We start from the raw sequence: 20,051 nt of genomic DNA, 5'->3' as shown, positions 1-20,051 counted from the left end.
CGCCCCATCCGTCGCACCGGGCGAGGTCCCTCCCAAGACCCCGTGCATCCGTCCGGGGCGGGGCCCACCCGATCCGAGGTCAGAACAACGGCCGGGGAAGGACTCCTTCCAGGGCCAGCAGCGTGCGCTTGGCCTCCAGTCCGCCCCCGAACCCGCCGATGCCCCCGTCGCGCTCGACGATCCGGTGGCAGGGCACGACCACCGGCAGCGGGTTGGCGCCCATGGCCGCGCCCACCGCCTGCGCGGCGCCCGGCTGCCCCACCCGGCCGGCCAACTCCCCGTAGCCGGCGACCGTTCCGTAGGGGACGCTCGCCAGCAGCTCCCGCAACACCTCGCGGTGGAAGCCCGACACCAACGACCAGTCCAGGGGCAGGTCGAAGGTCCGCAGCTCGCCCGCGAAGTACGCGGCCGTCTGCCGCACCGCCCGCGCCACCGCGGGGTCGTCGGGCGCGTGCACCGGCCGGCCGCCCAGGCGGGGCGCCAGCGCGTCGAGCACCTCCTCGCAGACCGCCGCGTCCGCGTGGAAGGCGACCTTGACCAGTCCGCGGTGGGTGACGACCAGCAGGAGCGGGCCGATGGCGCTGTCGACGACCGCCCATCGGGCCACCCGGCCGGGGCCGGCCCCCGGGACGTCGTCGGTGGTGTCGGTGCTCCGGGCGCCGTGCGTGCTGACCATGGGGCCACGGTACGCCCACGGGCCCGCCCGGGGAGCCGGCCGACGGCTCCCCGGGCGGGCCCGTCCGGTGGCGGTCAGCCCGTTCCGGCGACCGCGAACGGCTTCCGTCCGTCCAGCGTCTCGCGGACCACGTCGGGCGCGTTGGTGATGATGCCGTCCACCCCCTTGCGAACGGCGCGTCGGACCTCCTCGGGCTCGTCCACCGTCCAGACGTTGACCTCCAGTCGGCGGCCGTGGGGTCCGCCGAGGGCCTGGACGGTCGCCACGTACGCGGCGGACACGGTGCTGTTCTTCGGGTTGATCTGGTCGGTGAACTGCGCGTACCAGGGAAGCGCGGCGGGGGAGGGGGCGCCCAGGAAGCCGGTGCGCAGGTCGGGGCGGGCACCGTGCAGGGTGCGCAGGGCGTCCGCGTCGAAGCTCTGGACCACCAGCCGGTCCCTGAGGTGGCGCTGGTCGAGCCAGCGCTCCTCGGCGAGGACCTCCAGCAGGTCCTCCTCGACGCCCGGGTAGGACTTCGGCGACTTGAGCTCCAGGAGCAGCTTCTGGCCGTTGGCGTCGACGCGGCGCAGGTACCCGCGGAGCGTCGGCACGCGGGCACCGGCGTGCGCCTTGCCCTTCCACGAGCCCGCGTCCAGACGGGCGATCTCCTTGGCGGTGAAGTCGGCGACCTTCCACGGCGCCCGGTCGGGGAACACCTCCTCGGCGTCGGTGGTGCGTTTGAGGTCGGTGTCGTGGATGACGACCAGGACCCCGTCCCTGGTGCGCTGGACGTCGTTCTCGACCCAGTCGACGCCCAACGCGTCCGCCCGGTCGACGGCGGCGAGGGTGTTCTCCGGAGCCTGCGCCGAGGCCCCGCGGTGGGCGATCACGGTGACCTTCCCCTCGGTGGCGAGGGCCCGGGAGGAAAGTGTGGGCAGAACCACAGCCGTCGTACTGAAAGTGATGATCGAGGCGACGACGCCCATCCGTGCGGATACCGGAAGTTTTCGCATCATATGAACGAGCACGGGACCGACCCTGCCAGGCGGAGCGCGAGGAAACGTGTACGGCGCGTGCACACGCACGGAACGGATGACCCGGTCGGGCGCATTTACGGGTGCCCACCCGGGAATGACGAGCGTGATCCTTTATTCGGAAAATCGCTCGCGCGTTCTTCTTCGGGTCATAATCTCGATCAGCCCATGACGATCCGGGCCCTGGGAGGGGGAAACGGACGCCACCGGGGGGCACCTCATCAGGGAAAGGGCATCCGTTACATGCAAGGCACCATCGACGGCTTCACCTACGGCTGGGTCACTCCGGTGATCGCGTATGTGATGGCCTGTCTGGGGGCGGCACTGGGGCTGCGTTGCACCACCAGGTCACTGCTCGTCGCGGACTCCTGGCGGCCGGGCTGGCTGGCGCTCGGATCGGCGGCGATCGGCTCGGGCATCTGGACCATGCACTTCGTGGCGATGATGGGCTTCACGGTCCGGGAGTCGCCCATCAACTACGACATCACCATGACCTTCGCCAGCCTCGGCGTGGCGATCGTGATGGTCGGCGTGGGCGTCTTCATCGTCGGCTACAAGGGCGGCACCACCCTGGCGCTGATCACCGGCGGCACCCTCACCGGCCTGGGCGTCGCCTCCATGCACTACCTGGGCATGGCGGCCATGCACCTCAACGGCCGCCTGCTCTACGACACCGGGACCGTGGTCCTGTCGGTGCTCGTCGCCGTGTTCGCCGCGACCGCCGCGCTGTGGGCCGCCGCCCAGGTCCGGGGCTTCGGCTGGACGCTCGGCGCCAGCCTGGTGATGGGCGTCGCCGTCACCGGCATGCACTACACCGGCATGGCCGCGCTCAGCGTCAGCGTGCACGACGGGGCGGGCAGCCTGAGCGGCGCCTCCTCCGCGGAACTCCTCACCCCGATGCTGATCGGCCCGTTGGCCTTCCTGCTGCTCGCCGGCGTCATCGTGATGTTCGACCCGGTGCTGATCATGGGGCGCTCCGAGTGGGAGGCCGGCCAGGCCACCGACCGGGCCCGGGCCGAGCGGGCCGCGGCGGCCCAGCAGTCCGTCTTCACCCCCACCACCCCGGCCTTCCGGCCCGCCGGCACCCCCGCCGCTCCCTACGGGGGTGCGCCCGGTGCCGCCCCGACCCGCCCGGCGCAGCCGGGTTCGGAGAACTGGTGAGCTGACCCGGAACGGGCCGGTCCGCCTCGGCGGCCGGCCCGGCCCGCATCCCGCGGGTGCCGGCCGGTGTCAGTGCGGCGCCGTACGGTGGATGTCATGCGGCCCGTATCCCACATCGAACGCACGACGGCACCCTTCGAGGTCGTCAGCCCCTACCGCCCCAGCGGCGACCAGCCCGCGGCCATCGCGGAGCTCGACCGCCGCATCCGCGCGGGGGAGAAGGACGTCGTCCTGCTGGGCGCGACCGGCACCGGCAAGTCCGCCACCACGGCGTGGATGATCGAGAAGCTCCAGCGCCCCACCCTGGTGATGGCCCCCAACAAGACCCTGGCCGCCCAGCTGGCGAACGAGTTCCGCGAGCTGCTGCCGAACAACGCCGTCGAGTACTTCGTCTCGTACTACGACTACTACCAGCCCGAGGCGTACGTCCCCCAGTCGGACACGTACATCGAGAAGGACTCCTCGATCAACGAGGAGGTGGAGCGGCTGCGGCACTCCGCCACGAACTCCCTGCTGACCCGTCGGGACGTGGTCGTGGTGGCCTCCGTCTCCTGCATCTACGGCCTCGGCACGCCCCAGGAGTACGTCGACCGGATGGTCTCCCTCCAGGTCGGGGAGGAGATCGACCGCGACGCCCTGCTGCGCCGCTTCGTCGACATCCAGTACACGCGCAACGACGCGGCGTTCACCCGCGGGACCTTCCGGGTGCGCGGGGACACCATCGAGATCTTCCCGGTCTACGAGGAGCTCGCGGTCCGCATCGAGATGTTCGGGGACGAGATCGAGGCCCTGTCCACCCTCCACCCGCTCACCGGCGAGGTCATCAGCGACGACCAGCACCTCCACGTGTTCCCCGCCTCGCACTACGTGGCCGGCCCGGAGCGGCTGGAGCGCGCGGTCAACGACATCGAGGCGGAGCTGACGGGGCGGCTGACCGACCTGGAGAAGCAGAGCAAGCTGCTGGAGGCGCAGCGGCTGAGGATGCGCACCACCTACGACATCGAGATGCTCCGGCAGATCGGCTCCTGCTCCGGCGTGGAGAACTACTCGATGCACTTCGACGGACGCTCCCCGGGCTCTCCGCCGAACACCCTGCTGGACTACTTCCCCGAGGACTTCCTCCTGGTCATCGACGAGTCGCACGTCACGGTGCCCCAGATCGGTGCGATGTACGAGGGCGACGCCTCCCGCAAGCGCACCCTGGTGGACCACGGGTTCCGGTTGCCCTCCGCCCTCGACAACCGCCCGCTGCGGTGGGAGGAGTTCCAGGAGCGCATCGGCCAGACCGTCTACCTCTCCGCGACCCCCGGGAACTACGAGCTGGCACGGTCGGACGGCTTCGTCGAGCAGATCATCCGCCCCACCGGCCTGGTCGACCCCGAGGTCGTCGTCAAGCCCACGGAGGGCCAGATCGACGACCTGGTGCACGAGATCCGCAAGCGCACCGAGCGGGACGAACGCGTCCTGGTCACCACCCTCACCAAGAAGATGGCCGAGGACCTCACGGACTACTTCCTGGAACTGGGCATCCAGGTGCGCTACCTGCACAGCGACGTCGACACCCTGCGCCGGGTCGAACTCCTGCGGGAGCTGCGGGCGGGCGAGTACGACGTCCTGGTCGGCATCAACCTCCTCCGTGAGGGACTCGACCTGCCCGAGGTCTCCCTGGTCGCCATCCTGGACGCGGACAAGGAGGGCTTCCTGCGTTCGGGCACCTCACTGATCCAGACCATCGGACGGGCGGCCCGCAACGTCTCCGGGCAGGTCCACATGTACGCGGACAAGGTCACCCCGGCGATGGAGAAGGCCATCGAGGAGACCAACCGCCGCCGCGAGAAGCAGGTCGCCTACAACAAGGAGCGGGGCATCGACCCGCAGCCCCTCCGCAAGAAGATCAACGACATCGTGGCCACCATCGCCCGCGAGGAGGTCGACACCGAGCAACTCCTCGGCACGGGGTACCGGGCGACGAAGGACGGCAAGGGGGCGAAGACCCCCGTCCCCACGCGCGGCGGTGCGGCCAAGGGCACGCAGCGGTCGGCGGCCGGGGCCGCCGCGGCGGGCGGACCCACGGACCGGCCGGCCGCCGCGCTCGCCGAGCAGATCGAGGAGATGACCGCACGGATGCGGGCCGCCGCGGCCGACCTCCAGTTCGAGATCGCGGCCCGGCTGCGGGACGAGGTGTCGGAGATGAAGAAGGAACTCCGGCAGATGAAGGAGGCCGGGTTGTCCTGACGGCGGCCCGTGCCGCGGCTCCCGCGACCGGTCGCGGGAGCCTGCGCGCCGGTGTGTTGCAAGACCGACACAAACGGCGGACATCGGTGCGGCGCGATCGGCGCCCGTGCATAGGGTTCTCGGCAACCGCGTTTCACCGCGGCACGGGGACGGTCGGAGAGGGGACAACGCGTGACGGTCAACTTGTCCAAGGGGCAGGCCATCAGTCTGCAGAAGGGCGACGGGGGTGCCCTGACCGCGGTGCGCATGGGGCTCGGCTGGCAGGCGGCACGGCGCCGCGGCCTGTTCGGCTCCCGCACCCGGGAGGTCGACCTGGACGCCTCCGCGGTGCTCTTCGCCGAGAAGAACCCCGTCGACGTGGTCTTCTTCCGCCACCTCGTCAGCGACGACGGTTCCGTGCAGCACACCGGGGACAACCTGGTCGGTGGCGCCGGCCAGGGCGGGGACGACGAGGCCATCGTCGTCGACCTCGCACGGCTGCCGGTCCACGTCGACCAGATCGTCTTCACGGTGAACTCGTTCACCGGCCAGACCTTCGCCGAGGTGCAGAACGCGTTCTGCCGTCTCGTGGACGAGACCAACGGCCAGGAGCTGGCCCGCTACTCGCTCGACGGCGGCGAAGCCGCCTCCGGGGACCGGGACGCCGCGGGCGCCGACTGGAGACGCGCCACCGCGCAGATCATGGCCAAGGTCCACCGGGCGGGCACGGGGTGGCGGATGACGGCCATCGGACAGCCGGCCAACGGCCGCACCTTCCAGGACCTGATGCCGGCGATCCTGCCGCACCTGTAGCGGACCGGGCCGGCGCCGCCGGCCCACCGCCGTCCGCTTCCGGGCCGACCCGGGCGGAGCGCGCGGACGGAGCCCACCGGGCGCACGGAACGACACGGAGCGCGCACCGCGCGCGGGACACGGGGGACACGGGCGATGACGGCCGAACTGGTCCGGGGGGAGAACCGCCCCCTGACCCGGACCCGCCTGGAGATCCGGATCACGACGGACGGGTCGGTGATCGCCGGGGCCGTCCTCGGCGACGACGGGAGCGGGGCATCGGGTCCGGCCCGGGTCGTGCACCCCGGCGCGCCCGCGCTCCCCGGGCTGGAGGTCGTCCCGGGCACGGCCGCGGGCCACCGCCTCGCCCTGGACCTGAGCGCACTGCCCGAGGGGACGGACCGGGTGCAGGTCTTCCTGGCCCTTCCGGCCGCCGGCGGCGGGCCGACGGGCTTCGGGGCCCTGCCCGCACCGTTCGCCGCGGTCGGCGAACCCCACGGCACCGAGGTCGCCAGCTACACCGTGATCGGCCTGGACACGGAGTCCGCGGTCGTGGTCCTGGAGCTCTACCGCAGGGGCGGCGTCTGGAAGGTGCGCGCGGTCGGCCAGGGCTACGCGGGCGGGCTGGCTGAACTGCTCGCCGACCACGGGGTGCCCGACGCGGTCGAACGGGCCGGGGCCGTCGCCGCGACCACGGTGCCGGCGCCGGGCCCCGTCGACTACACCCACCGGGGCCGTTCCCCCGCGGCCGGGTCGCCCCCCGCGCCCGTCGCGGGCGATGCCACCGGTTGGTCGTGGGAGGAACGGCTGTACAACCAGGTCAGCGGCATGTTCGAGGACCTGGCCCGCAGCGTCGCCGCGTACCGCAGCGCCGTGGACTTCGCGGAGTCCCGGCGCGACCAGGAACTGGACCGGGCCCTCGCGGACCCCCGGGGCCGACTGGACGCGGGCGACGGCGCCCGGCGGGCGGCCCGCGACAGGTACGTGGCGCTGGTCGAGCGGGCCAAGGCCGCGCTCGACCGCGACCTCGCCCAACTGCGCGACGAGTCCGCCGTCGTCGAACCCGCGCTGCCGGCGGCCTTCGCCCGCTGGGACAACGCGGTGTGGCAGAGCGCGCCGCTGCCCGCCGAAGCCCCGATGGCACTGCGCCTGGGAGACCTGCGCCTGCCCGAGGCCGACCGGCTCCGCGTGCCGATGCTGGTCCGACTGCCCCTGGAGCGCGGGCTCTGGGTCGACAGCGGTCGGACCTCCGTGGTGGCGGCCACCGTCGACGAGGACACCCACCGACGTCTGGCGCTGGCGAGCGCGGTGGCCCACGTCGTCCGCATCGTCGCCGTGCACCCGCCCGGCGAGTTCGCGGTCCACGCGATCGACGCGGCCGGTGCCGGGGCGAACGGTCTCGCCCCCCTCCTCGACGGCGGTGCCCTCGCCTCCCCGCCGGCCCGGGGGGCGGCCGGTGCGGCCGAGGTGCTCGCCCGGTTGACCCGGCGGGTGGACCTGGTGCAGATGGCGCTGCGCGGCGAGGCGGTCGACGCGCTCCCGAGCGACCTGGACACCGCGCGGCAGTTGCTGATCGTCCACGACTTCCCGCACGGCTTCGACGACCGGGCCGTCACCCAGCTGCGGTACCTCGCCGACGAGGGCCCCGGCGTCGGGGTGCACCTGTTGATGGTGGCCGACCGCGAGGACGCCGCGGCCTTCGGCCCGCTGCTCGATCCGCTGTGGCGTTCACTGCTCCGACTGACCCCCGTGCCCGACGACCACCTCGTCGACCCCTGGGTGGGACACGCCTGGACCTACGAACCCTCGCTCCCGCCGTCCGGCGGTGAGGTCCTCCACCGGGTGTTGGCCCGGGTGGCCGCCGCCCGGCGGGACCGGGGACGCTGAATCAGGGGGGACGGACGACCGGTGCCGTGGACTCGGAAACGACCGGGTCCACGGACGGAATGGTTTTAACGAGGAAAACCCGCGAAAAGGCGCGGTGGCTCACTCGTTCGGACGTTCGCGAGCCGGTTCGGACGGCAGTCGCTCACGCATTGCACCCGGAAGGGTCAATGTGCGTGACACGTTGTTTCGTGCATTTGCCTGGCCTGGTGACTTGGCTCTCACTTTACCTTCTTCTTTACTGCGGTTTGATCGGTCGGGTAATCTGATGCACGCGGAGGGGAGTACTCCCTAATCTGCGGCGTACCCGTCAATACGGACCCGGCAGGGTCCCGGGGCGTCGGCCCGCGGGATGCGGGAGCGGTCACACGTTCCCCGCCCCCGGGTGGAAGAGACCTCCGGCAGCGGACGACGCTGGAACCTGCCGTTACGTACTGCCGGAGGCGCAGTGGATGTTTCCATGACCCTGTGGGTCACCACCATCGTGGGCTTGTGTGTGCTGATCGGGGCCGACTTCTTCATCGGTCGCAAGCCGCACGACGTGTCCATCAAGGAAGCCGGCATCTGGACGATCGTCTGGGTCGTGCTGGCCGCACTGTTCGGCATCGGCCTGTGGATCTGGGGCGGTGCCACCCCTGCCGGCGAGTTCTTCGCCGGCTACATCACCGAGAAGTCGCTGAGCGTCGACAACCTCTTCGTCTTCGTCCTGATCATGGCGAAGTTCGCCGTCCCGACCCAGTACCAGCAGCGGGTCCTGCTGATCGGCGTGCTCGTCGCCCTGGTGCTCCGGGCGATCTTCATCGCGGCCGGCGCCGCGATCATCACCAACTTCTCCTGGGTCTTCTACATCTTCGGTGCCTTCCTCATCTACACCGCCTGGAAGCTGATCCAGGAGGCCCGCGCCGACGAGGAGGACGAGGACTGGGACGAGAACCGTCTCCTCAAGGCCGCGGAGAAGCGCTTCGGCGTCTCCAGCGAGTACCACGGCACCAAGCTGTGGATCGTGGAGAACGGCAAGAAGGTCATGACCCCGATGCTGGTGGTCATGCTGGCCATCGGCACCACGGACATCCTGTTCGCCCTGGACTCGATCCCCGCGATCTTCGGTCTGACCCAGGACCCGTACATCGTGTTCACGGCCAACGCGTTCGCCCTGATGGGTCTGCGCCAGCTGTACTTCCTGATCGGCGGACTGCTCAAGAAGCTGGTCCACCTCAGCTACGGCCTGTCGGTCATCCTCGGCTTCATCGGCATCAAGCTGGTGCTGCACGCACTGCACGAGAACGGCGTCAGCGTCCCGGAGATCTCCATCCCGGTCTCGCTGGGCGTGATCTGCACCGTCCTCATCGTGACCACCATCACCAGCCTCATGGCCTCCAAGAAGCAGGCCCGCGAAGAGGCGGAGAAGGCGGACCACCAGGGCGTCGACCTCTGACCCCTGCCGCGGTCGGTGGCACCACGCCCACCGGCCGCGGACACCACCTCGCGACAGCCGCCGGCCCCCGGGCCGGCGGCTGCCGTCGTCCTCCCGACTCCACCCGATATGGGTGCTGACCCCGTCTGGAACGACGGGCGCGCGGATCGTACGATCGGATCATGATCGTTGGGCTTCGAGAAGTGGTGTCGCGCTGGACCGAGGCGATGCCGGTCCTCGGAGTGGTCCTCCTGGCCCTCACCTGGGGGCGGGACCTCGGGGGTCCCGTTGTCGGCGTGGTCACCCTGGTCCTCGCCGCGGCCGTGCTCGCCGCCGTGCACCACGCGGAGGTCGTCGCCCACCGGGTCGGCGAACCCCTGGGCTCCCTGGTCCTCGCGGTCGCCGTCACGATCATCGAGGTGGCCCTGATCGTCACCCTGATGATCGACGGCGGTGACAAGAGCGCCACCCTCGCCCGGGACACCGTCTTCGCCGCCGTCATGATCACCTGCAACGGCATCGTGGGCCTCAGCCTCCTCGTCGGCTCCCTGCGGCACCGGGTCGCGGTCTTCAATCCCGAGGGAACCGGAGCGGCCCTCGCCACCGTGGCCACCATCGCCACGCTCAGCCTCGTCCTGCCCACCTTCACCACCAGCAAGCCCGGACCCGAGTTCTCCACCTCGCAGCTCACCTTCGCCGCCGTGGCCTCACTGATCCTGTACGGGCTGTTCGTCGCCACCCAGACCGTGCGCCACCGGTCGTACTTCCTGCCGATCACCCAGGGCGGCGAGGTCATCGACACCACCTCCGCCGGCCAGGAGGCCGAACGGCCCAGCGCCCGGGCCGCCTACGCCAGCCTCGCCCTGCTGGTCCTCGCCCTCGTGGGGGTGGTCGGGCTCGCCAAAGGAGTCTCACCGACCATCGAGTCGGCGGTGGAGGGCGCCGGGATGCCGCACGCGGTGGTCGGCGTCTTCATCGCGCTGCTCGTGCTGCTCCCGGAGACCATCGCCGCGGTCCGGGCCGCCCGCCGCGACCGGGTGCAGACCAGCCTGAACCTCGGCCTCGGCTCGGCGATGGCCAGCATCGGGCTGACCATCCCGGCCGTCGCCGTCGCCTCGATCTGGCTGTCCGGGCCCCTGGTGCTCGGGCTGAGCGCCACCCACATGGTGCTGCTCGCGCTCACGGTCGTCGTCGGCACCCTCACCGTGGTGCCCGGCCGGGCCACCCCCCTCCAAGGCGGCGTCCACCTGGTGCTGCTCGCCGCCTACCTGGTGCTCGCCGTGAACCCCTGAGCCGCGGCCTCCCGGGCGGTCCGCCGCGCGTGATAGACACCCCTGAACGCCGCACCGACCGGAGGCCCCGCGATGACCCGCCCCGCCCACTCCCTGGCCACCGCCCCGATCATGGTCCTCAACGGGCCCAACCTGAACCTGCTGGGGCTGCGCCAGCCCGAGATCTACGGCCGCGCCACCCTCGCCGACGTCGAGGACCTGTGCGTCCGAACGGCCGCCGGGCACGGCGGCACCGTGGACTTCCGGCAGTCCAACCACGAGGGCGAGCTGGTGGACTGGATCCACGAGGCGCGCCTGGGCCACGCGGGCATCGTGATCAACCCGGCCGCCTACTCGCACACCTCCGTCGCCCTGCTCGACGCCCTCAACGCCTGCGACGGCCTGCCGGTCGTGGAGGTGCACATCTCGAACGTCCACCGGCGCGAGGCGTTCCGGCACCACTCCTACGTGTCGCTGCGCGCGGACGGGGTCATCGCGGGCTGCGGGGTGCAGGGCTACGCCTTCGGCGTGGAGCGCATCGCAGCGCTGCTGGCCGAGCGGGCGGACGGCTGAGGGCGGGGCACGGACGGCTACCAGCCGCGGGCCCGCCACGTGGGGAGCTGGGGGCGCTCGGCGCCCAGGGTGGTGTCCCGGCCGTGCCCCGGGTAGACCCAGGTCTCGTCGGGCAGCACGTCGAAGACCTTGGTCTCCACGTCGTTCAGCAGGTCCGTGAAGGCGACCGGGTCGCGGCGGGTGTTGCCGACCCCGCCGGGGAACAGGCAGTCACCGGTGAACACGTGCGGGGGGCCGTGCGGGTCGTCGTAGACCAGGGCGATCGACCCGGGGGTGTGGCCCCGGAGGTGGACGGCGCGCAGTTCGACCCGCCCCACCCGCAGCACGTCGCCGTCCGCCACCGGCACGTCGGTCGGCACCGGGATGCCCTCGGCGTCGTACCGCCCGGCGTAGGTGCGGGCGCCGGTCGCGGCGACCACCTCGGCGAGCGCCTGCCAGTGGTCCGCGTGTCGATGGGTGGTGACCACCGAGGCGATCCCGTCGGAGCCGATCAGCGTGAGCAGGGTCGGGGCGTCGTTGGCGGCGTCGATCAGCAACTGCGCATCGGTGGCGCGGCAGCGGAGCAGATAGGCGTTGTTCTCCATCGGTCCGACCGCGACCTTGGAGATCATCAGGTCCTGCAATTCGTGCACGTCCGCGGGACCGCCGACCTTCACCACTCCGCTGTACGTCATGGCTTCAGCCTACTCAGCACGGTGTGGGGGCGGGGTCGAACCGCGAGGTCCGGGCGGGCCCTCCCGGACCCGCCCGGGACGGGGTGGCTCAGAGGCCCGGCAGCACGGGGAGGGCTCCGCCGACGGCGGTGAGCGCCGCGCCGTCGCGACGGCCGGCCAGCCAACCCAGGAGGTCGGCCTGGCGGCCGGTGACGGTGAGCGGGGTTCCGGTGAGGTCGCCGGTCGTGATCATGCGGCCGTCGTCCTGGCGGATCAGGACGCCCGGGACGGTGTCGTGGCCGCGGAACCGTTCGGCGAGGAAGAGGATCTCCTGCTGGACGAAGCCGAGCGGCAGGTCCTCCAGCTCGTATCCGATGCCCAGGTCGACGTGGTGCAGCTCGACCTCCACCAGGCGGCGGAACGGGACGCGGGAGGCGGTGTCGGTGACCCCGCCCCGCAGGTGAACCGTCCGGGACCAGTCGGTCTGCGCGGCGGCGGTCGCGAACAACCGCTCCGCGCTCGTGCGCACGTCCTTGAGGTGGGTGTCGAGGTCCCGGTCGGCGTCCCGGGCGATGTCCGCCTCCCGGGCCTCGGCGCTCTCGTACATGGGGAGCCCGGTCAGCACGTTCACGAGGGCGTCGGCGTTGCGGGACAGGTGGGCCAGCACGTGCCCTCTGCTCCAGCCGGGCAGGCGTGACGGCTCGGCCGATGAGGCGTTGTCCAGGGCGGCGATCGCGGCGAGGAGCCGCTCGGTCGCGTCACGTACAGCTTCCAGGTCGCGTACATGATCAATCATGGCCACGACGATAGCCCCGCCACACCTTCGAGTGAAGGTGGCGTCCCAGGACCGGAAATCGAATGCACGTGCTATAAGCTCGGAACGAGCATCGGGCATGCTTGACATGTCGGGAGCGCCGTCGAGCGTCCCGTTTCCAGCACGACCGCCCATCGCTGACGGCGGCCCCTCAGGAGTCCGGGAGGACGGGGGCCCCGCCCTGTCGCTTCATTCAAGAAAGGTGCGGACCGGCGTGGCCGACCGTCTCATCGTCCGTGGTGCCCGCGAGCACAATCTGAAGAACGTCTCGCTCGACCTGCCGCGTGACTCGCTCATCGTCTTCACGGGCCTGTCCGGTTCGGGCAAGTCCTCGCTCGCCTTCGACACGATCTTCGCCGAGGGGCAGCGGCGCTACGTCGAGTCGCTGTCCTCGTACGCCCGGCAGTTCCTCGGGCAGATGGACAAGCCGGACGTCGACTTCATCGAGGGGCTGTCCCCGGCCGTCTCGATCGACCAGAAGTCCACCTCGCGCAACCCCCGCTCCACGGTCGGCACGATCACCGAGGTCTACGACTACCTGCGGCTCCTCTTCGCCCGGATCGGCAAGCCGCACTGCCCCGAGTGCGGGCGCCCGATCTCCCGCCAGTCGCCCCAGGCGATCGTGGACAAGGTCCTCGCCCTGCCCGAGGGCAGCCGCTTCCAGGTCCTGTCGCCGCTGGTGCGCGAGCGCAAGGGCGAGTTCGTCGACCTCTTCGCCGACCTCCAGACCAAGGGCTACAGCCGGGCCCGGGTGGACGGGGAGACCGTCCAGCTCGCGGAGCCGCCCGTCCTGAAGAAGCAGGAGAAGCACACCATCGAGGTGGTCGTGGACCGCCTCACCGTCAAGGACAGCGCCAAGCGCCGGCTGACGGACTCGGTGGAGACCGCCCTCGGACTCTCCGGCGGCATGGTCGTGCTGGACTTCGTGGACCTGCCCGAGGACGACCCCGAGCGCGAACGCATGTACTCGGAGCACCTCTACTGCCCCTACGACGACCTGTCGTTCGAGGAGCTGGAGCCGCGCTCCTTCTCCTTCAACTCCCCCTTCGGCGCCTGCCCCGACTGCACCGGCATCGGCACGCGGATGGAGGTCGATCCGGAGCTGATCGTCCCGGACGAGGAGAAGTCCCTGGACGAAGGGGCGATCCACCCCTGGTCCCACGGGGCGACCAAGGACTACTTCGGACGGCTGGTCGGGGCGCTCTCCGAGGCCCTGGGCTTCCGGACGGACATCCCCTGGCGAGGACTGCCGCAACGGGCCAAGAAGGCCCTGCTCAACGGACACCGCACGCAGATCGAGGTCCGCTACCGCAACCGCTACGGCCGGGAGCGGGTCTACACCACCGCCTTCGAGGGCGCCGTGCAGTTCGTGAAGCGGCGGCACAGCGAGGCCGAGAGCGACACCAGCAGGGAGCGCTTCGAGGGCTACATGCGCGAGGTGCCCTGCCCCACCTGCCAGGGCACCCGGCTGAAGCCGATCGTGCTGGCGGTCACGGTGATGGAGAAGTCGATCGCCGAGGTCTCCGCCATGTCGATCAGCGACTGCGCGGACTTCCTCGGGCGGCTCAAGCTCAACGCCCGTGACAAGAAGATCGCCGAACGCGTCCTCAAGGAGGTCAACGAGCGCCTGAGGTTCCTGGTGGACGTCGGCCTCGACTACCTCTCGCTGAACCGTGCGGCGGGCACCCTGTCCGGCGGCGAGGCCCAGCGCATCCGCTTGGCCACCCAGATCGGCTCCGGTCTGGTGGGCGTGCTGTACGTGCTGGACGAGCCGTCGATCGGGCTCCACCAGCGGGACAACCACCGGCTGATCGAGACCCTGGTGCGGCTGCGCGACATGGGCAACACGCTCATCGTGGTGGAGCACGACGAGGACACCATCAAGGTCGCCGACTGGGTGGTGGACATCGGCCCCGGCGCCGGCGAGCACGGCGGCGAGGTCGTCCACAGCGGTCCGTTGGCCGAACTCCTGGCCAACGGCGATTCGATCACCGGGGCGTACCTCGCGGGCGAGCGCAGCATCCCGCTGCCCGAGATCCGCCGCCCGGTCGACCCCTCCCGCCGGCTCACCGTGCACGGCGCCCGCGAGAACAACCTCCGGGACATCGACGTCTCCTTCCCGCTGGGCGTGCTCACCGCGGTCACCGGGGTCTCCGGCTCCGGGAAGTCGACCCTGGTCAACGACATCCTCTACACCCACCTCGCCCGCGAGCTGAACGGCGCCCGGAGCGTGCCCGGCCGACACACCCGGGTCGACGGCGACGACCTGGTCGACAAGGTCGTCCACGTCGACCAGTCCCCGATCGGACGGACCCCCCGCTCCAACCCGGCCACCTACACCGGGGTCTTCGACCACGTGCGCAGGCTGTTCGCGGAGACCACCGAGGCCAAGGTCCGCGGGTACCAGCCGGGCCGCTTCTCGTTCAACGTCAAGGGCGGTCGCTGCGAGAACTGCTCCGGCGACGGCACGATCAAGATCGAGATGAACTTCCTGCCGGACGTGTACGTGCCCTGCGAGGTCTGCCACGGCGCGCGCTACAACCGGGAGACGCTGGACGTCCACTACAAGGGCAAGTCCATCGCCGAAGTGCTCGACATGCCCATCGAGGAGGCGCTCGACTTCTTCGAGGCGGTGCCCGCCATCGCCCGGCACCTCAAGACGCTGCACGAGGTCGGGCTCGGCTACGTCCGCCTCGGACAGCCCGCGCCGACCCTCTCCGGCGGCGAGGCCCAGCGGGTCAAGCTCGCCAGCGAGTTGCAGAAGCGCTCCACCGGCCGCACGGTGTACGTCCTCGACGAGCCCACCACCGGCCTGCACTTCGAGGACATCAGCAAGCTGATCACCGTGCTGTCCGGACTGGTCGACAAGGGCAACACCGTGATCGTGATCGAGCACAACCTCGACGTGATCAAGACGGCGGACTGGGTCGTGGACATGGGGCCGGAGGGCGGCAACGGCGGCGGTCTGGTCGTCGCCGAGGGGACCCCGGAGGAGATCGCGGGGGTCCCGGCCAGCCACACCGGCAAGTTCCTCCAGGACGTCCTGGGAGCCGACCGGGTGGGTGCGGCCACGGTGTCCCCGGTCCGCAAGCGGCGGACGGCCGCCAAGACCGCAGCCGCCAAGACCGCAGCCGCCAAGACCACGGCGGCCAAGAAGGCCCCGGCGGCCAAGAAGACGACGGCGGCCCGCCGGACCCGCAAGGCGTGACGGCACCCCGGGGCCGGCCGCCACGCGGCGGCCGGCCCCGGGCGGCTCAGGACGCCGCCACCTCCGCCGCGGTCGGGGCGTCCGCGCCCCGGCGGGTGCAGGTGAGCGCCGCCGCCCGGGCCGCGAAGCCGAGGACGTCGGTCCAGCCGCTCCGCGGGAACGCGGCGAGTGCCCCCGCACCCAGCGCGTCGTGCGCCGCCAAGCGGTGCAGCAACGCCGCGGTGACCGTGTCACCCGCGCCGATCGTGTCCACCACCCGCACCCGGACGGCGGGCACCCGCACCTCCTCCCCGGCGCGGGTGTGCACCGAGAGTCCGTCCGCGCCCCGGGTCAGCACCACCGCGGCCGGGCCCGCGGCCAGCCAGTCGGTCGGCGCGCCGCCCAGCCACCGGGCGTCCTCGACGGAGAGCTTCAGCAGGTCGACGGAGGGCAACCAGGACCGGAACCGCGCCCGGTGGGCTTCGGCGTCCGGGATCAGGGCCGGGCGGACGTTGGGGTCCAGCACGGTGAGTACGCCGTCCCGGTGGGCGCGGTGCAGCACCCGTTCGTAGGCGCTGGCGCCCGGTTCCAGGACCAGGGAGCAGGTGCCGAAGGACACCGCCCGCGTCCCCGCGGGCAGCCGGTCCGGAGCGGTGAACAACCGGTCGGCGGTGCCCTCCCCGTAGAACGCGTACCCCGCGCCGCCGTCCGGGGCCACCGAGGCCAGGGCCAGGGTGGTGGGTTCGGGACCGCGCTGCACGCCCGACACGTCCACCCCGGCCCCGCTCAACCCGGCCAGCAGCGCGGTGCCGTAGCCGTCCTCGCTCAGCCGGGACAGGAACGCGGTGCGCGAGCCCAGCCGCCCCAGGGCCAGCGCGGTGTTGTACGGGCCCCCGCCGGGCCGCGGGTGCAGGGGCGCCCAGGGGCCGGGGCGGTCGGGCACCAGGTCGATCAGGGCCTCACCGGCGACGACGATCACGTACGGGTCCTCCCACGGTTCGGTTCCGGCCGGAGCGCCGGGGGCGCCGCCGGAGACCGGCACGGGCCCGGACCGCAGCGTACGCGGGCCGCCGCAGTCGCCACCCCCGCCGGGCCGGCCGGACGGCGGCGGGTAGGGTCGGGACCGCCCCACCGCGGTCCGCCCGCTGCCTTCGCCCGGGCCCGGACCCCCACCCGCACGCACCCACGGAGACGCCATGTCCGCTCACCCGACGCCGAGCCGCCGCACCCTGTTGCAAGGGGCGGCGGCGGTACCGGTGGCCGGCATCGGGCTCACCGCCTGCTCCGCCACCGGGAACCTCCCCCGGGCGGCCAGCGCCACCCCCACCGCCCCCGTGGACCTGGGGCCCGAGGCGGAGGTGGCGAAGGGCGAGACCAAGCTGTTCAGGAAGGAGAGGGTGGTGGTCACCCGGGCCGCGGACGGCGCCCTCACCGCCTACGGCAGCGTCTGCACGCACGGGAGGTGCGCCATCAGCAAGCTGGAGGGCACCACCCTGGTCTGTCCCTGTCACGGCAGCCACTTCGACGCCACCACCGGCGAGGTGCTCCAGCGCCCGGCCACGGTGCCGCTGCCGAAGGTGCCGGTCCGGATCGAGGGCGGCAAGCTGATCGCGGGCCCGGACGCCTGACCGCGAGGGGGACGCTCAGTCCCAGTCCCAGGTGATGCCGAGCAGCCCGGCGCGCACCTGGGGCTCCACGAAGTGCACCGAGCGGTGCCTCCCGCTCAACGGCAGCTCCCGGCGCGCACCGCGGGGCGCCGCAGCGGAGTGCTGGGCGAAGCGGTGGCACCGCACCGGCAGGGCCTCCTCGGCGAAGCGCACCTGGAGCAGGTACTGCCCGCCCGCGAAGCTGAAGCCCCGCACGTACTCCTCGGAGGCGCCCGCGGTGCCGTCCTCGAAGGCGTACCGGAACAGATGGGTGTCCCCGCCCCGCAGCACCGTGTCGAACAGGAACTCCGCCGCCAACACCCCGGTCCCGGTGTGCCAACGGACCCGCCCCGTGCGGCAGTTCTCCAAGGCGCGGACGGTCACCCGGTCCGGTGCGCACCCGGGGTCGCCGTGGTGGATGGCGACGTACCGGTCGACCCCGTCCTTGTGGGCGCGCACGATCTGGTGCGATTCGCGGCCCATCAGCTCCCGGCGCGCCCCGATCCGGACCCGCTCGTGGTGGCCGACCGTGTGCAGTCCGCCGTCCACCGGGGACTCCAACTCGCCGAGGAGCTGTTCGAGCACGTCCGCCGCCTCCACCAGGGAGCGGTAGGAACGGGACGAGGGGCGTCCCGCGCCCTTGGCGCCGTCCGGCTGGGCGAGCAGCTTGATCAGGGACTCCTCGGGGAGCCGCAGGATCTCTTCCAGCGCCCGTACCGCCCGGAGGGACTCCGGCCGCCGCGGGCGGCGCGCGCCCTGCTGCCAGTAGCTCAGGCTGGTCACCCCGACCCGCACCCCCACCCGGGCCAGGTGGTGCTGCACCCGCTGGAGGGACAGGCAACGCGCCGTGATCGCGGCCCGCAGGGCGACGTGGAAGGGGCCCGTCTTCAGCGCCGTCTCCAGGTCCTCGACCGGAGCGGTGGGCGGTGCGCCGCTCTCGACCGGAGCGTCCGACGGGGTGGTGCCGTGCTGCATCAAGGGCCCCTTCTGTGAATGTCCACAACGGCCCAGCCGGCCGCCGGTACCGGTACCGGGGGTGACCTGGTGGTCCTCCCCGGCTCGTTCACATACGTACGCCCCCGTTCACGGACTCACGTCCCCCCGCATTGAAGCCTGTTGACCTGCACTGGACAACACTTAATGCTCAACCCCAGCGTCCGGACGCGCTCCTCAGCTCAACCATCCCCCCTGCGAGGAACGCGATGCGCAACAGAACCCTCCGCTCCCTCCGAACACGGCGGCCCGCGCTGTTGGCGGCGACCGTCGCCGCCGCGGCCCTGGCCGCACTCACCAGCCCCGTCCAGGCGGCCCCCCTGGCCACCGAGCCCGCCGCCGTCGCGACCGCGGAACGGGTCGCCCCCGGCGGGGTGTCGGCCCTGGCCGCCAAGCAGCTGGACATCACCATGCAGGCCCAGGAGAAGACCAACTGGTGCTGGGCCGCGGCCGGCAACACCATCGCCGCCTGGTACGGCCGCACCTACTCGCAGAACCAGTTCTGCAACGCCGCCTTCAACCGCTCCCAGAACACCCAGTGCCCCAATTCGCAGGCCACCCTGGCCAACGTCCAGACCGGACTGCGCTGGGCGGGCGTCGCCCCCGGTTCGTACGTGAACGGCTGGCTGCGGTACGCCACGCTCCAGACCGAGATCAACGCCAACCGGCCCGTGGAGACCCGCATCCAGTGGTCCTCCGGCGGCGGTCACATGCACGTCCTGTACGGCTACGACGACTCCCGGAACTGGGTCTACTGGGGCGACCCCTGGAAGACCAGCCAGCGCTACAGCTGGGCCGCCCACGACTGGTACGTGAACAACTCCACCTTCAGCTGGACCCACTCCCTCTACCGGATCGGGGCGTGAGCACGGTGCGACACCAGATACCCGCGCGTTCGACCCGTGCCCTGCCGCGCACCGCGCTCTCCCTCGGCGCCGCGGTCCTGCTGACCGGCCTGGCCGCCCCCACGGCCCTCGCCGACACCACCCCCGAGAAGGACCGGGCGGCCAGCGCCGCCGCCGACCGGGCGGCGGGTTCCCCCGAGGTGGCCGACACCCTCGCCCGGTTCTTCGCCCAGGACGGTGCACCGGCCGCCGCGAACGACGCCGCCCGGGTGTCCCGGGCCGACGCCGCGCAGGTCGAGGACGGCGCGGTGCCGGTGCACCACCTCTCCCCGGACTTCGTCGCGGGGAAGCGGGGCGCCCCGGTCGCGGTGCCCGTGTACCACGCCAGCCGCGCGGTCGCCGCGGACGGCCGCACGGCCTCCCTGTGGACGGCGCGTCACGAGGGCCGCTGGCAGGTCGTGAACATCGCCACCGGCGACGACGAGACCCGCTACGCGGCGCTCGGCCAGCGGAAGCTGCCCGGCGGCACCGTCTTCCAGGAACCCCAGGTCGGCGCCTGGTACGTGCACCAGGGCGACCGCGTGGTGCCCCTGGACGGTCAGGCCCGCAAGGCGATCGGCGCGGACGGCGCGAGTCTCGCCGAGTACCGCACGCACGTGCGTCGTGCCTACGGCGACAAGCTGAAGGGCTCGGCGTACGCGAAGTCGGGCAAGGCGGGCGGGTACGGGGCGACCGCCGCCACCGGAGCGGGCGACCACGACGCGCCCGTCTCCCGGGTGGCCGCTCCCGTGCAGGACGCCGGCCCGGTGAACGTCTCCGTCGCGGTGGCCACCACCTCTACGACCGGAAGATCCCGGGCCTGCGCCGCTGAGCAGGGCACGCCGCCGGCGGCCGGGCGACGGGCCTCCATCCGCT

The 20,051-nt window shown here is 72.0% G+C and carries 17 protein-coding genes; 11 read left to right on the top strand and 6 right to left on the bottom strand.

The genetic code is table 11. The features are described 5' to 3' along the window. Positions 1–79: 79 nt before the first annotated feature. Together ABT092_RS27390 and ABT092_RS27385 are read right to left on the bottom strand one after the other, a co-directional pair. Positions 80–676, bottom strand: a complete 597-nt coding sequence (locus tag ABT092_RS27390; protein WP_351248491.1) for a methylated-DNA--[protein]-cysteine S-methyltransferase — start codon at positions 674–676, stop codon at positions 80–82. 74 nt (positions 677–750) lie between these two features. Beyond that, positions 751–1,641 (bottom strand): glycerophosphodiester phosphodiesterase, encoded by an 891-nt coding sequence (locus tag ABT092_RS27385; protein ID WP_451361292.1) that lies wholly within the window; start codon positions 1,639–1,641, stop codon positions 751–753. Between the two features lie 291 nt (positions 1,642–1,932). On the opposite strand from ABT092_RS27385, the gene ABT092_RS27380 reads away from it, so the two are divergent. From ABT092_RS27380 to aroQ, 7 genes are all read left to right on the top strand, one after another. Further along, entirely contained in the window at positions 1,933–2,850 is a 918-nt protein-coding gene (locus ABT092_RS27380) for an MHYT domain-containing protein (RefSeq protein ID WP_351248486.1), read from the top strand. Between the two features lie 96 nt (positions 2,851–2,946). Next, on the top strand, positions 2,947–5,085 hold the full coding sequence (gene uvrB / locus ABT092_RS27375; protein ID WP_351248484.1) for an excinuclease ABC subunit UvrB: 2,139 nt from the start codon (positions 2,947–2,949) through the stop codon (positions 5,083–5,085). Positions 5,086–5,256: 171 nt separating this feature from the next. After that, positions 5,257–5,877 (top strand): TerD family protein, encoded by a 621-nt coding sequence (locus ABT092_RS27370; RefSeq protein ID WP_351248482.1) that lies wholly within the window; start codon positions 5,257–5,259, stop codon positions 5,875–5,877. A gap of 135 nt (positions 5,878–6,012) precedes the next feature. Beyond that, positions 6,013–7,743, top strand: coding sequence for a TerD family protein (locus ABT092_RS27365; RefSeq protein WP_351248481.1), 1,731 nt, complete (start codon positions 6,013–6,015; stop codon positions 7,741–7,743). Positions 7,744–8,188: 445 nt separating this feature from the next. Then, complete coding sequence (locus tag ABT092_RS27360) at positions 8,189–9,175, top strand: TerC family protein (RefSeq protein WP_351248480.1); 987 nt, start codon at positions 8,189–8,191, stop codon at positions 9,173–9,175. Between the two features lie 161 nt (positions 9,176–9,336). Then, entirely contained in the window at positions 9,337–10,446 is a 1,110-nt protein-coding gene (locus ABT092_RS27355; protein ID WP_351248478.1) for a calcium:cation antiporter, read from the top strand. 72 nt (positions 10,447–10,518) lie between these two features. Then, positions 10,519–10,998: a type II 3-dehydroquinate dehydratase gene (gene aroQ, locus ABT092_RS27350; RefSeq protein WP_351248476.1), complete on the top strand. Its 480-nt coding sequence runs from the start codon at positions 10,519–10,521 to the stop codon at positions 10,996–10,998. 17 nt (positions 10,999–11,015) lie between these two features. Here the strand turns inward: aroQ and ABT092_RS27345 are convergent, their stop codons facing one another. After that, positions 11,016–11,672 carry an MBL fold metallo-hydrolase gene (locus ABT092_RS27345; RefSeq protein WP_351248474.1) on the bottom strand — a complete coding sequence of 219 codons (657 nt, stop codon included), beginning with the start codon at positions 11,670–11,672 and terminating at the stop codon, positions 11,016–11,018. A gap of 88 nt (positions 11,673–11,760) precedes the next feature. Then, the gene (locus ABT092_RS27340) at positions 11,761–12,447 is read right to left on the bottom strand and encodes a maleylpyruvate isomerase family mycothiol-dependent enzyme (protein ID WP_351248472.1); all 687 of its coding nucleotides are present in this window, start codon (positions 12,445–12,447) and stop codon (positions 11,761–11,763) included. Positions 12,448–12,679: 232 nt separating this feature from the next. Here ABT092_RS27340 and uvrA point away from each other — a divergent pair, with 232 nt between their 5' ends. Continuing rightward, the gene (uvrA, locus tag ABT092_RS27335) at positions 12,680–15,673 is read left to right on the top strand and encodes an excinuclease ABC subunit UvrA (protein ID WP_351248470.1); all 2,994 of its coding nucleotides are present in this window, start codon (positions 12,680–12,682) and stop codon (positions 15,671–15,673) included. A 46-nt stretch (positions 15,674–15,719) separates the two neighbouring features. Here uvrA and ABT092_RS27330 read toward each other — a convergent pair whose 3' ends face one another. Further along, positions 15,720–16,631, bottom strand: a complete 912-nt coding sequence (locus tag ABT092_RS27330) for a carbohydrate kinase family protein (RefSeq protein ID WP_351248521.1) — start codon at positions 16,629–16,631, stop codon at positions 15,720–15,722. Positions 16,632–16,848: 217 nt separating this feature from the next. Here ABT092_RS27330 and ABT092_RS27325 point away from each other — a divergent pair, with 217 nt between their 5' ends. Next, a complete protein-coding gene (locus ABT092_RS27325) occupies positions 16,849–17,280 on the top strand; it encodes a Rieske (2Fe-2S) protein (RefSeq protein WP_351248468.1) in 432 nt (143 codons plus the stop codon). A gap of 15 nt (positions 17,281–17,295) precedes the next feature. Here the strand turns inward: ABT092_RS27325 and ABT092_RS27320 are convergent, their stop codons facing one another. Beyond that, positions 17,296–18,273: a hypothetical protein gene (locus ABT092_RS27320; protein ID WP_351248465.1), complete on the bottom strand. Its 978-nt coding sequence runs from the start codon at positions 18,271–18,273 to the stop codon at positions 17,296–17,298. 227 nt (positions 18,274–18,500) lie between these two features. Here ABT092_RS27320 and ABT092_RS27315 point away from each other — a divergent pair, with 227 nt between their 5' ends. Both ABT092_RS27315 and ABT092_RS27310 read left to right on the top strand, forming a co-directional pair. Then, positions 18,501–19,157 carry a papain-like cysteine protease family protein gene (locus ABT092_RS27315; protein ID WP_351248463.1) on the top strand — a complete coding sequence of 219 codons (657 nt, stop codon included), beginning with the start codon at positions 18,501–18,503 and terminating at the stop codon, positions 19,155–19,157. Beyond that, positions 19,154–20,051: hypothetical protein (locus ABT092_RS27310; RefSeq protein ID WP_351248461.1), on the top strand; the 898-nt coding region annotated here is incomplete at its 3' end. The genes ABT092_RS27315 and ABT092_RS27310, both read left to right, overlap by 4 nt.

Source organism: Streptomyces sp. NPDC002490, assembly GCF_040296045.1.
Lineage (GTDB): Bacteria > Actinomycetota > Actinomycetes > Streptomycetales > Streptomycetaceae > Streptomyces.
This window is presented reverse-complemented; position numbering and strand designations above follow the sequence as displayed.